Here is a 13,756-nt window from a genome sequence, read left to right as displayed (position 1 = left end):
TGGTTGCCGGATGGCGACGCGAACGCGTCTTATCCGGCACATCACACTCAACTCTGGCGCGCCGCTTTCGCCATCATCTTCTTCAGCGCGTGTGAGACGGCAACAAAGCCAAAGGTGGCGGTCACCATAGTGGCCGCGCCAAAACCGGATGCGCAATCCATTCGCTTCGGCCCTTCCGCCGTCGCTTTCATCGCACATACCGAGCCATCTGCCTGCGGGTAAACCAGCGCTTCGGTCGAGAACACACAGTCCACGCCCAACTTGCCTTTGCTGTTTTTCACCACGCCAAAATCGCTTTTCAGTCGCTCGCGTAGCTTGGCTGCCAGCGGATCCTGGATAGTTTTTGCCAAATCAACGACCTGTATCTGCGTCGGGTCGATCTGCCCTCCCGCACCACCGGTGGTCACCAGCGGAATTTTGTTACGCCGACACCAGGCGATCAGTGCCGCTTTTGGGCGCACGCTGTCAATCGCATCAATGACATACGAATAACCCGCACTCATATACTCAGCAACATTATCCGGCGTGACAAAATCATCGACCACGTTCACCCGGCACTCCGAGTTAATCTGACGGATACGTTCAGCCATCACTTCAGCTTTTGCCTGGCCGACGTTATCGCGCAGAGCATGGATCTGGCGGTTAGTATTGGTGACGCACACATCATCCATATCGATGAGCGTGATGGCACCAATACCGGTACGCGCCAGCGCTTCCGCCGCCCACGACCCTACCCCGCCAATCCCGACCACACAAACGTGCGATTGGGCAAACAACTGCAGCGCATTTTCGCCATACAGACGCGCCGTACCGCCAAAACGCTGGCGCCAGGCATCACTGATAACCACAGACATAACACCTCAAATTCATTAATATCGAGCGCCATCCGGCTATTAACCGCTGAACACGTTACCCGTACCCGGCGCTGTTTTCAGTACCCAGACGCGACCGTAGTGATTATACCACCCCGCACGGTGTCCGGCGTCAGCACCAATGCCCTGATAGATATCGAAGTGTTGCCCTTTAATAGCGCCACCCACATCTAACGCCACCATCAGGCGCAGTTCGTACTGGCCGGTAAACTTGCCGTTATTGTCCAGTAACGGGACTTCCGCCAGCAATGTTGTGCCCGCCGGAATGATACTGCGGTCAGAAGCCACAGATGCGCGGCCAATCAACGGTACCGCGCTGGCCCCTTTGACCGGTGCAAAAGATTGCGGTTTAAAGAAGACAAACGATGGGTTCTGCTCCAACAGCTCACGCACTTCGGCTTCGCTGTGCGTTTCACCCCAATGGCGAATAGCCTGCATCGACATATCTTCTTTTTTCACTTCGCCACGGTCGATAAGCACCTTACCGATGCTGCGATAGGCGTGGCCGTTTTTCCCGGAATAGCTAAAGAAGTTAAGCGGACTGCCATCGCCAAAATCGATGTAACCACTGCCCTGCACATCCATAATGAAGTTATCCATCAGGGAGTTGCTGTACGCCAGAATGTAGTTGTCGCTCAGCGCGCCCGCGTAAATCTCGGCACGGCTTGGTAAGCGCCCACGTTTTGGCGGCATGCGATAGATAGGATACTGAAACTCGCCCTGGCGCGTATGGCGCGCCTGAATAACCGGCGTGTAGTAACCGGTAAACTGGACGTTACCGTAGTTGTCCGCCCCTTCCATTTGCCAGGCATCAATACCAAACTGGCGCATACTGCGCGTATCACCGCCCGCACGTAACCACTGCTGGATAGCGTTGTAAACGTTGCTCTGGTTGCCGTACAAACGTGGCGAAGCGCTGCGAATTTGATTAACCTGCTCGGCGAAATCACCGGCATTGATTGGTGCGCCAACCGCATCAGGCTGGTTCACCAGTGAGAAAGGCTGGGTAAATTTCCCGTCTTTATACTGCTGCCCACGATCGGTGGGTTTTGAGGAACACGCGGCGAGCATCGCGACGACTGCTCCCGCAAGAAGATATTTTGCCCAACGTCCTTTCATTGTTCTCGTCTTATGTTGCCTGAATGCGAGACGAAGATAACAAACCCCCGAACCTAATGAAATGCGTATACATACCCGAACGCAAATTTTGAGCAAAAAACAATCCAGAATGCGTTGTTTTTGTTCATTTTCACCTTAAAAACGTGATCAAGGTGAAAAAAGGGTTGCATGAAAATGCGAGCAGAGTATAGTGCGCATCCACGGACGCGGGGTGGAGCAGCTTGGTAGCTCGTCGGGCTCATAACCCGAAGGTCGTCAGTTCAAATCTGGCCCCCGCAACCAATTAAAATTTGATGAAATAAAAGCAGTACGGTGACGCGGGGTGGAGCAGCCTGGTAGCTCGTCGGGCTCATAACCCGAAGGTCGTCGGTTCAAATCCGGCCCCCGCAACCAATCAAATTTGATAAAATATAAAGCAGTACGGTGACGCGGGGTGGAGCAGCCTGGTAGCTCGTCGGGCTCATAACCCGAAGGTCGTCGGTTCAAATCCGGCCCCCGCAACCAACATTATAAACACCCTAAAGGGTGTTTTTTTGTATCTGCGGTCCATAAAAAAAGCGCTTTTCAGCGCTTTTTTGTTATCCCCTTCTCGCCAGCGTCGCACCATCGGCAAAGTAGGCTTTGATCCCCGCCAGAATCGACTCGGCAACTTCCTGCTGGAAGGTCGCAGTTTTGAGCTTGCGCTCTTCCTCAACGTTACTGATAAATGCGGTTTCCACCAGAATAGACGGAATATCCGGCGCTTTAAGTACCGCAAACCCGGCTTGTTCAACCTGGTTCTTATGCAGATTGTTAACTTTACCGAGCTTATTCAATACCGCTTTACCAAACTTCAGGCTGTCGGCGATGGTCAGCGATTGCACCATGTCGAACATGGTATGGTCGACGTAGCGATCGCCGCTCTTGCTGACGCCGCCAATCAAATCCGAGGCGTTCTGAGTTTGCGCCAGATATTTCGCGGCGGTGCTGGTCGCCCCTTTAGTCGAGAGCGCAAATACCGACGAACCTCTGGGCTGTCGACTGGTAAATGCATCGGCGTGAATAGAGACAAACAGGTCTGCACGCTGCTTCTGCGCTTTCGCCACGCGGACTTTAAGCGGAATGAAGATATCTTCATTTCGCGTCATAAAGACCTTCATGTTGCCCTCTTTCTCTATGAGGGCTCGCAGACGTCGGGCAATCTGCAGCACCACATCTTTTTCACGCGTCTTGTATTTCCCCACCGCACCGGAGTCCTCTCCGCCATGCCCTGGGTCGAGCATAATGACAATGGGACGATCGCGCCCCGCTTTACCCGGCTGCGGGCCACTTTGCGCAGGCGGCACCTGTTTGTCCAGATCGCCCTTGTTGTATTCTTCCAGCAACGCCAGCAGCGGATCCTGAACATCCTGGGCATTCGCAGGATAGAGATCCATCACCAGACGTTCTTTAAAGCCCGCCACCGGAGCCAGCGCAAAAAGTTGCGGCTTCACATTCTGTTTCAGCTCGAACACCATCCGCACGGTCTGTGGGTCAAACTGCCCGACGCGCGCCGATTTAATATACGGATCGTCAGGACGGATCTGCGCACCCATGCCCTTGAGCACCGAGTTCAAATTAACGCCTTCAATATCCACAACCACACGCTCAGGATTACTCAGGGCAAACTGTTTGTATTTCAGCAGACGGTTTGATTCTACCGTGACGCGGGTGTAGCTGGACGCTGGCCAGACACGTACGGCAACGACCTGACTCATGGCAGCCAGACCAACCTGGCTGACGCTCAAAAGCCACATAGCACCCGCACCTTTCAGTAAACGGCGGCGACTGATTGCTGAATTGGATCCCGACATGCTTCTCCCGAGCAAAAAGAAATCTTTATTGAGGTAATACGTAAAACGTCTGAATTGACCGGAAACTTTAGCGAATGACGCATAATCTGTCATCTATAAAAGGGTAAACATTCTTTTTATATTCACGGCATTACTGAGAAAAATCTTCGGCATGGGTAAAAATTACGCTTGCGCACAGCGCCAAAACAGAATAAAAATACACAAATTACGAATAATCATGCAATGAGGGTGTGCCGTGGTGAAGGAGCGTAGAACCGAACTGGTACAGGGATTCCGCCATTCTGTTCCCTATATCAATACCCATCGGGGAAAGACGTTTGTCATTATGCTGGGCGGCGAAGCCATCGAGCATGAAAACTTTTCCAGTATCGTCAATGACATTGGCCTTCTTCATAGTCTCGGCATCCGCCTTGTCGTGGTCTATGGCGCACGGCCGCAGATTGATGCCAATCTTGCGGCGCATCATCATGAACCGGTGTACCACAAGAATACGCGCGTTACCGACGCTAAAACCCTGGAGCTGGTCAAGCAGGCGGCGGGGTTACTTCAGCTTGATATTACCGCCCGCCTGTCAATGAGCCTGAATAATACGCCATTGCAGGGGGCGCACATCAATGTGGTCAGCGGTAATTTTATTATCTCCCAGCCGCTGGGCGTTGATGACGGCGTGGATTACTGCCATAGCGGACGTATTCGTCGTATTGATGAAGATGCCATTCACCGTCAGTTAGACAGTGGCGCGATTGTGCTGATGGGTCCGGTCGCCGTTTCCGTCACCGGTGAGAGCTTTAACCTGACTTCAGAAGAGGTCGCCACACAGTTGGCTATCAAACTGAAGGCAGAGAAAATGATCGGCTTTTGCTCCTCTCAGGGCGTCACCAACGATGATGGCGATATTATTTCCGAGCTGTTTCCTAACGAAGCCCAGGCGCGCGTTGAGTTGCAGGAAGAGAAAGGCGATTACAGCTCCGGCACAGTGCGCTTCCTGCGTGGGGCAGTGAAAGCCTGTCGCAGTGGGGTACGGCGCTGCCATCTGATCAGCTATCAGGAAGATGGCGCATTGCTGCAGGAACTGTTCTCCCGTGACGGGATCGGTACGCAGATCGTAATGGAAAGCGCCGAGCAGATCCGCCGCGCTACCATTAACGATATCGGCGGGATTCTGGAGCTGATCCGTCCGCTGGAGCAACAAGGCATTCTGGTACGTCGCTCCCGCGAACAACTGGAAATGGAGATCGACAAATTCACGATTATTCAGCGCGATAACCTGACCATCGCCTGCGCCGCTCTGTACCCTTTCCCGGAGGAGAGAATTGGCGAAATGGCGTGCGTGGCGGTGCATCCGGACTACCGTAGCTCATCGCGCGGGGAAGTATTGCTGGAGCGGATCGCCGCGCAGGCCCGGCAAATGGGACTGAGCAAACTGTTCGTGCTGACCACGCGCAGCATTCACTGGTTCCAGGAACGTGGTTTCACGCCAGTGGATATCGACCTGCTGCCGGAAAGCAAGAAAGAGATGTACAACTATCAGCGGCGGTCAAAGGTGCTGATGGCGGATTTGGGGTAGTGGTCGTTGCCGGATGCGGTATAAATGCCTTATCCGGCAACGAATTTTATTGATTAAACAACGCCGACAATCCGCTGCGACGTTCGGTGCGGGTGGCAATGGCGTTACTTAATATCCGCTCATCGGCATACAGTGACAGACGCCGGCGCGCGCGGGTGACGGCGGTATAGACCAGCTCGCGGGTAACCACGGGTGAATGCTGGCTGGGTAAAATCAACGCCGCATGGTCAAACTCAGATCCCTGCGATTTGTGCACGGTCATCGCCCAGGTGGTTTCATGTTCAGGTAAGCGACTGGGCTGGACTGATTTGATAGAACCGTCCGGCAGCGCAAACCACACCCTCAGGCCCTGTCCACGATCGAGGGCAATGCCGATATCACCGTTAAATAATCCCAGCGAACTGTCATTGCGCGCGATCATCACCGGTCTTCCCTCATACCAGCGGCTATGCGTTGAACGATGAATTTTACGTTTTTGCGCCATCACCTGCTCAAGGCGTTCATTCAAACCACCCACGCCAAACGGACCTTCACGCAGGGCACACAACAACTGATACTCATTGAAGGCCTGAATGACGGCATCCGGCTCAGCGCCCTCTCGCAGTAAATCCAGATAGTGCCCATAACCCGCCAGCGCCTCATCCAACATCGCGGCGTAATCTTCGCTGCTATGTAGCGTGCGTTTTTCAATGTCGCTAAACCCCTGCTGGAAGACCGTTTTGAGCGCGGCTTTGTCACCACGATTAATCGCAGCAGCCAACTGACCGATTCCGGAATCGCTACCGAAACGGTAACTCTTTTGCAGCAGACACAAACTGTCGCGCAAAGCGGCGGCCTGAGTTCCCGGACCTGCCGGAATAGCGCTTCCGGTCAGACGACTGAGCTGGCGGGCGCGTTCCGGGGTAAACCCGTCACCGACGAAAGCACAGATATCCCCCAGCACCGCCCCCGCTTCGACGGAAGCGAGCTGGTCACGATCGCCAAGAAAAATCACCCGCCCGTGCGGCGGCAGCGCATCGATAAGGCGCGACATCATCGGCAAATCAATCATCGAGGCTTCATCCACCACCAGCACATCCAGATGCAGCGGGTTTCCCGCATGATGGCGCAGGCGCTGACTGCCTGGCTGAGCGCCTAATAATCGATGCAACGTACTGGCGTCATCGGGAATGCGTTTCTTTTGCTCTTCGGTTAACGGAAGTTCTCGTAGCGCTGCGCCCAGCGAGGCAGTCAGGCGCGCTGCCGCCTTTCCAGTAGGAGCCGCCAGGCGAATACGGCAGCGTTCTCCCTCCGCCATCTGAATCAACGCCGCCAAAAGCCTCGCAACTGTTGTCGTTTTTCCGGTCCCCGGCCCGCCGGAGATCACCGATATACGACGGGTCAACGCCACCGCAGCGGCCACTTTTTGCCAGTTAACACCTTCCGCTGGTGGAAACAACGCCGCCAGCGTGTGGGTCAGCCGTTGTTCATCCACCTCAATGGCGTGGTTAACTTCACTGAAAAAGCGAGCCACCGCCCGTTCGTTATGCCACATCCGGTTCAGATACAAGCGATCGCCGTGCAGCACCAGCGGCGTGGGTTGCTCACCACGGCTTACCGCCCCGGAGGCCAGCAGACATTCCGTCCAGTCTTCTGGCTCTCCCACTTCAGCGAGCCAGGCGCTTAAAAGGGGATGGGCATCCTCGCTCAGGGATAACCGTGAAAGTGGTAAGCAGACGTGCCCTTCTCCTGCTTCACGACTAAGCAACGCCGCCGCCAGCGCAACGGCAGGGTTGTCATTTCCGGCAACCGCCAGCGCAAACTGGGCATCCAGAGGCCGGAGCTGTTTTTGCTCCACAGCTTCCAGTAATCGTTTCTGGATTATCATGACATCTCCTCCAGTGGCGCACCGACAAACATCTCGTCCATCAAGGCGATTAACTCCCCGTCAGGTCGGGTCGCGTAAATTCCCTGTTGCGGATTTTCACTGTCAATGCCACGCAAGAAGAGATAAATAACGCCGCCAAAATGGCGTTCATAATCATAATCAGCAATGCGATGGCGCAAGTAGCGATGCAGCGCCAGGCTATAAAGTTGATACTGCAGGTCGTAGCGATGCGCCTGCATGGCAGAGGCCATCGCCTGCTGCGTATACGCTGAGCTGTCTTCCCCAAGCCAGTTCGATTTGTAATCGAGAAGGTAATAACGCCCCTGGTGGCGGAAAACCAGGTCAATAAATCCTTTCAGCATGCCGCGTACCTGCATAAATTCCAACGCAGGGCACCCCGCTGAGAGAGGATCGTATTGGCGAATTAACGCATCAAGTTGGCTGGCCATCAGCGGCTGCGAAATCGGCAGGTAAAACTCCATCTCCACCTGTTTTTCACCCGCGGAAAGATGGCTCAAACTCACGCCCGTCTCGTTGAGAGGCGCCTGCAAAATGGCATCCAGCCATTCGGTCAAAACCGGCGTCCAGTGCGCGTCATAACCGCCCAACGCCAGTTTTTCCTCGACCCAACTCGGATCTACCGGTTGAGTAAAGTCGAGATCTTCAAACAGGCTATGCAAGAATGTACCTGGCGAAGCGCCGCGCGGGAACTGATGCGGAGTAAGCCCTGACTCTTCAATAACCTCACCAACGCCTGCGGCATCAATATCCAGTCGCGGGATCAGATCCTGCGCGATTCCATGCCCACGCTGCTGCAGACCGGAATAACTGGTCACGCGCCAGCTATCGCCGGGCGTACGCTGCAGTATTTTCGCACTCAGTTCGCAGCTAACAGTCTGTGCAACCTGCCAGGGTTCACCGTCAGGCTGCGCAGGCGTCTGGCAGGCAATATCGTCGCTACACAGTGCTTCAATCGCACTACGCAGACCCGCGGCATCCATCAGCTCACCTTTTTGCAACAGGCGACCAAGGGCGCTGTGATGCACATCGGTATCCCCTTTTTTATCGCCCCGACGTCGCACCAACGGCGCCACGCCAAGGCTGCAGTGCCATACCGAACGGGTTAGCGCGACATAGAGCAAACGCAGGTCTTCCGCCAGACGCTCCGCTTCAGCCAGCTCAACGCTCTCCTCGGCATCGCTGAGATCCAGCACGGCTTCAAAAGAGCTGCGATCGTGGTAGAAAGCCTGATCCTCGACGCGGAAATTCGTGATAAACGGCAACCAGACCAGCGGATACTCCAGCCCTTTAGATTTATGGATAGTGACGATTTTGACCAGATGCTTGTCGCTTTCCAGCCTGAGCTGCTGGCTGGACGCGTTGCTGTCGGGTTCAAGAATATGCTGGGACAGCCAGCGCACCAGCGCATGCTCGCTTTCCAGCTGCGAGCCCGCTTCCTGCAACAGTTCGCTGATATGTAAAATATCGGTCAGGCGGCGTTCGCCCCCCGCCGTCGCCAGCAGGTTTTCCGCAATCTGGCGGGTTGTCATCAGCGCGCGCAGCATCGGCATCACGCCGCGTTTATGCCAGATCTGACGATAGCCATCAAACTCTTCGACCACCGCATCCCAGGCATTTTCGTCGTTATTTAAGGCTTCAAGATCCTGCGCATTCAGCCCCATCATTGAGGTCGCCAGCGCGCTACGCAGCGTGTTCTCACGTTCCGGCGTCATCACCGCCTGCAGCACCCACAGCAACTCCCGCGCTTCCAGCGTTTCAAATACGCTGTCACGGTTGGAAAGGTAGACGGAGGGAATTGCCAGCTGCGTCAGCGCATCACGGACCAGTGCCGCCTCCTGGCGGCTACGAACCAGTACGCTGATATCCGACGCGCGTACCGGACTGGATGTTTTACCACTGACCAGTTGCGCAGCGCCAGACTGCCCGGCCTTAAGCCAGTCGCGAATTTGCGTGGCGCACACCTGGGCCATGTAGTTCTGATAATCGCCTACGCCGCAGCTTTCCCCTTCCATCAGCCACATGCTCATGGCTGGCTGTGTCTCACCATGTAAAACAAACCGAAACGACTGGTTTTTTTCTGCAAATTTTACCGGGCTAAAGGGGATTTCGCGGAACATAAATGCGTCATCCATCTGGCTGAAAAGCGTATTTACGCTATTGACCATGCCGGGGGCCGAACGCCAGTTGGTATCGAGCGTATAGTGTGCGCTGACCTCGCTGCGCGCCTTCATATAGGTGAAGATATCCGCGCCGCGGAACGCGTAAATCGCCTGTTTTGGGTCGCCAATCAGCAGCAGTGCGGTATCCGGCTGATGCTGCCAGATCCGGCGAAAAATACGGTACTGCTGCGGATCGGTATCCTGAAATTCATCGATCATCGCGACCGGAAAACGGGTACGGATAGCCGTCGCCAGGGCATCGCCGCTTTCACTGCGCAACGCCGCATCCAGACGGCTGAGCATATCGTCAAAGCCTAGCTCACCGCGGCGTCGTTTCTCCTCGGCAACCGCCGAACGGATCTCCGCCAGCGCCCGGGTGATCACCAGATCGCGGAGAGTTAACGGTTCGCTAAGCAATTCATCAATAGCGACAAACAGCGGGTGCTGAGGGGTTATTCCGCCCGCTTTAGTGCGCTCTTCCAGAAAACGCTGTGAGAATTTCTCCAGCGCGTCAGGAAGCTGATAACTTTGGGTTTGTTCTTGCGCCCATGCGCTGATCTTTTCGATCCACTTACCCTGGTTACCACGGTTAAATTTACGCCGGTCGATCCCGGAGGCTTCCAGCAGGCCATCCAGCTCATCAACGGAATCACGCCATTGCTGCTTGATCTGGTTAATGCGCGTGAGAATTTGTTCGTGCCGGGAAGCCAGCGTTTCGTCATCAGACGGCGGAGCCTTGATGACCGGCGCTTCCCCCTGCAGATAGCGATCGATGTCTCTCAGCAGAGCCTGCGGTCCTTTCCACGTTTCAAAAATCACCTGCGCAATGTCGCGGGGTAGCGGATAGCAGTGCCGACGCCAGAAGTCCGCACAGGCCTGATAGCGCAGCAGCGATTCATCTTCTATCAGTTGCTGTTCGAACAGCATGCCTGATTCAAAGGCGTTGAGACTGAGCATACGCTGACAAAAGCCGTGGATGGTAAACACCGCCGCTTCATCCATCTGTCTTTCAGCCAATAGCAGCCAGTGAGCGGCCTGTTTTTTATCGGCGATTTCATCTAACAAACGGGCATTTAGCGGGTTGTCGGTCTTTTCACGCAGGCAGGCAATTCGCAGTTCATGAATGTTGCTACGAATTCGACCGCGCAACTCTTCGGTGGCTGCCTCGGTGAAGGTGACCACGAGCAGTTCTTCAACGGTCAGAGGACGAGGAAAGGCGGCAGAGCCGCCCAGTCCAAGCAGTAAACGTAAATACAGGGCGGCGATGGTAAAGGTTTTACCGGTGCCCGCAGAGGCTTCAATCAGGCGCTCGCCCGTCAGGGGCAAGCGCAGTGGATCAAGGGACTCAGCGGCATCATTCATTCTTATCACTCATCAGGGGTAAGGTTTGCTGCAACGCGCTGACGGTCTGCCACACTTTCCAGCCTTCCGGGTGCACATATTCTGCTTTCCCGTTCTGACTGCCGGAAACCTGTGACAGTATCGCCATGCCTTGCGGCTCAACCACCGCCTGATGGAAGAAGTCGGCAAGTTTTTGCGGCGTCAGCAGTTTAATCTGAGCCACTATTTTATCACGTGAATCGAAGCGCATATTGCCGCGATCAAAATCTTTGCTTAACTGTGAGGCTTCTTCCCCCAGCGTTTGCGGCGCCTGCAGCATTTGCGCAATAATCGCCTGCTGAATTTGCGCAAACTCTTCAGGTTTCATCGCCCGCAGCTTCGCTTCCGCCGTCGGGAAGAACGCTTTATAACGCTCCCAAAGGTAAGACGGCTGCTTATCATTGCTTTGCAGCAGGAACCCCATTCCCCACTGACGGCCAATACTCATTGGGAAAGCAAATACAGCGTAGCCTAACTGCTCTTCAGTACGCAGTTGATTGTAGAACCACGGCTGAACAATCTGCCCTAACATGGCGCTGTAGGCTGAACTAGCGTATTCATCGTATCCTGTTGGCACAAATACCGCCGCCAGCGCGGAGTCCGTGCTACTGCCTGCTTTTTCAAAGATGACGGACTGCTTCTTGTCCACAACCACATCTTTATTGCGACACCACTGTGACCCGTTAGCGCCAAGCTGTTGTTGGATATCCCGCGCCATGGTCGTCGCCTGAGCGGCGCTCATATTACCAATTACCAGGAATTCAGGCCGCGCACCGGTTTTTAAGGCGTCGCGGTACGCCATCACCTCTTTCAGGGTGATGGAAGGCAGTAGCTTACGGCGCTCATCGCGTGAGAAGTACGGCACCTGAGAAAGCATTTGCACTGGCATAATTGCCTGATCGTAGGCTTTACCCTTCTCTGCAGAATCCATCATCTGGGCATACCAGGATTTCGCCTGTTCCAGCTGTTCATCCGTTGAGGTGTAGCTGAAATAGCCGCTCAGCAGCGCCTGAAAAAGCTGCGGCAGACGTTGGGTATAGCCGTTGGCGTTAAGCATCAACCCATTGTTAGCGTTGGTAGAGAAACCAATTCCACCTACCGACGCCTGGTTGCTTAACTGATCGAGCGCAATCCCCGCCAGGTAATCGTTAAGTGCGAATAATACCTGGTTGCGAGCGCTGTCCATGGCCTTCGGGTTACGCAGGATCACGCTGACGTCAGCCTTCGGCTCACTGGCAAAATACTGGCTCGGCGCATACACCACGCGTAGATCCGGCTCATCAACGATCAGTTCCGGGTGCGCGTATTTTTTATCCGTTTTAATCAGCGTGAAATCATCCGGAATGTAGGGGTTCAACTCCGGTAACGACAGCGCAATGCCCTGCGCTTTTTGCTGCCAGTCGGCAAAGGTTTTGTCGCTGATTTTATCCACCTGGTAAGGCGCATCGACAAAATAAGCGGTTTTATTATGCGGTTCTTTCGCACTGATATACCAGATACGCGCATTCTGTGGCGTCATCATTGCCAGGCGTTGCTCAACGGCTTTCACATCGTACTGGTCGGCAATATTCACCGCATCCAGCGTATGTTCGACAGGAACGCGGATCATGGTATCAGCCAGCCATTCCACGTAGTCCATATCACGGGTGATGGAGGGATAACGGAAATCGAGATCCAGTACGTGCGCCAGTTCGTCAAAATAGCGTTTATCGACGCCTTTATCGCGTAACAGATTGAGATAACTGAAAATTGCCGCAACAACTTCATCGCGGTTCGCCAGCCCTTTGTCGGTTAACGTCGCGGAAATGGCTAACACGCCGCTGTTCCCATTGACCACCGGATCGGAATCCGCACGAATACCTTCAACCAGTCCCTGCTTTTGCAGCCAGTCAGACAACGTTCCAGGGCTACGATTACCAATCAGATAGGTCACCAGCTCATCGGTTTTACTGCGGAACTGCGCGCTGTTGTTATCGATACGAAACTCGACGCGCAGTACTTTACGCGGCATTGCCGGAACATAGTGGATGATGACGCCCTTTTGCGCGTCGGTGACTACCGGTACGGTAATTTCAGGCTTTGCGATATTTCTGTTCGGTACGCGTCCAAAGGTGTCAGCAGCTATCCGCGCCAGCTCTGGCAGCGGTTTATTGCTATAAATCACCGCCTTCATCAGGTTCGCGGAGTAGTACTTTTCATGAAATTTTTGTAATGCCTGCACCACCGGGTTTCCCGGTTTATCGCTTAATGTCTCGAGATTTCCGCCGGAGAAACGCGAGCCAGGGTGCGCCGGGTTGATGGTCTCAGCACTCACCTGCGCCATACGCATCCCGTCTCGGGTACGCGCCAGCGTCAGCTCGGAGTTAACCGCGTTACGCTCACGATCGGCATATTTTTTATCCAGCAACGGATCGGCAATAGCGTCCGCCAGGCGATCCACCGCCCCCACCAACGCGTCGTTTTCGACTTCAAGATAGAAGGCCGTACGGTAAGGCGCGGTGCTGGCATTGTGGCTGCCGCCGTGCATTTTCAGGAATTCAGCCAGACTGTCCGGCTGTGGGTATTTTTTCGAGCCCATCAGACACATGTGTTCGAGATAATGCGCCAGCCCCTGATGCTCGTCCGGATCTTCCAGCGAGCCCACGGGAACCACCAGTGCAGAAAGGGATTTCACGGCCTGAGGATCGGATACCAGCAACACGACCATGCCGTTATCAAGGCGCACGGCCTGATACTGGCGGGTGTCTTTATCGCTTTTACGGATGGTTTCAGCTAAAGGCTGCCAACCGGTATCTGCCTGACTTACGGGAACCCAAAGGGCGACGAACAACAGTAATGCGCTGAACCAGGTGCTGCGGGGCATTCACAAACCTCATCATTAACGTATTCACCTGTTCACAGCAAAGCACGCATAAATACGTGGTCTGAACAGGGCAAGA

Annotated in this window: 7 protein-coding genes and 3 tRNA genes; 4 read left to right on the top strand and 6 right to left on the bottom strand. The window is 54.6% G+C overall.

What is annotated here, in order from left to right; all coding sequences use genetic code 11:
• Positions 1-47: 47 nt before the first annotated feature.
• Together tcdA and mltA are read right to left on the bottom strand one after the other, a co-directional pair.
• Positions 48-854: a tRNA cyclic N6-threonylcarbamoyladenosine(37) synthase TcdA gene (tcdA, locus tag GFC06_RS09025; protein ID WP_153690053.1), complete on the bottom strand. Its 807-nt coding sequence runs from the start codon at positions 852-854 to the stop codon at positions 48-50.
• A 39-nt stretch (positions 855-893) separates the two neighbouring features.
• Complete coding sequence (gene mltA / locus GFC06_RS09020) at positions 894-1,991, bottom strand: murein transglycosylase A (protein ID WP_019077597.1); 1,098 nt, start codon at positions 1,989-1,991, stop codon at positions 894-896.
• A 205-nt stretch (positions 1,992-2,196) separates the two neighbouring features.
• On the opposite strand from mltA, the gene GFC06_RS09015 reads away from it, so the two are divergent.
• The 3 genes from GFC06_RS09015 to GFC06_RS09005 all read left to right on the top strand — a co-directional run bounded on the left by GFC06_RS09015 (position 2,197) and on the right by GFC06_RS09005 (position 2,495).
• A tRNA-Met gene (locus tag GFC06_RS09015) sits at positions 2,197-2,273 on the top strand.
• Positions 2,274-2,307: 34 nt separating this feature from the next.
• Positions 2,308-2,384 (top strand) — tRNA-Met (locus GFC06_RS09010).
• A gap of 34 nt (positions 2,385-2,418) precedes the next feature.
• A tRNA-Met gene (locus GFC06_RS09005) sits at positions 2,419-2,495 on the top strand.
• 74 nt (positions 2,496-2,569) lie between these two features.
• Here GFC06_RS09005 and amiC read toward each other — a convergent pair.
• The gene (gene amiC, locus GFC06_RS09000) at positions 2,570-3,823 is read right to left on the bottom strand and encodes an N-acetylmuramoyl-L-alanine amidase AmiC (protein ID WP_016154266.1); all 1,254 of its coding nucleotides are present in this window, start codon (positions 3,821-3,823) and stop codon (positions 2,570-2,572) included.
• Positions 3,824-4,058: 235 nt separating this feature from the next.
• Here amiC and argA point away from each other — a divergent pair, with 235 nt between their 5' ends.
• Positions 4,059-5,390, top strand: a complete 1,332-nt coding sequence (gene argA / locus GFC06_RS08995; RefSeq protein WP_008785703.1) for an amino-acid N-acetyltransferase — start codon at positions 4,059-4,061, stop codon at positions 5,388-5,390.
• A 46-nt stretch (positions 5,391-5,436) separates the two neighbouring features.
• Here argA and recD read toward each other — a convergent pair whose 3' ends face one another.
• Genes recD through ptrA form a run of 3 tightly spaced genes read right to left on the bottom strand, consistent with a single transcriptional unit; the run spans position 5,437 to position 13,680 of the window.
• Complete coding sequence (recD, locus tag GFC06_RS08990) at positions 5,437-7,257, bottom strand: exodeoxyribonuclease V subunit alpha (protein ID WP_141875599.1); 1,821 nt, start codon at positions 7,255-7,257, stop codon at positions 5,437-5,439.
• A complete protein-coding gene (recB, locus tag GFC06_RS08985) occupies positions 7,254-10,799 on the bottom strand; it encodes an exodeoxyribonuclease V subunit beta (protein ID WP_141875600.1) in 3,546 nt (1,181 codons plus the stop codon). Before recB ends, recD begins: the two co-directional genes overlap by 4 nt.
• On the bottom strand, positions 10,792-13,680 hold the full coding sequence (ptrA, locus tag GFC06_RS08980) for a pitrilysin (RefSeq protein ID WP_016157372.1): 2,889 nt from the start codon (positions 13,678-13,680) through the stop codon (positions 10,792-10,794). Before ptrA ends, recB begins: the two co-directional genes overlap by 8 nt.
• Positions 13,681-13,756 lie beyond the last annotated feature (76 nt).

The organism is Citrobacter braakii, assembly GCF_009648935.1.
GTDB lineage: Bacteria > Pseudomonadota > Gammaproteobacteria > Enterobacterales > Enterobacteriaceae > Citrobacter > Citrobacter braakii.
The sequence above is the reverse complement of the archived record's forward strand: the minus strand, read 5'-3'. Positions and strand labels throughout refer to the sequence as shown.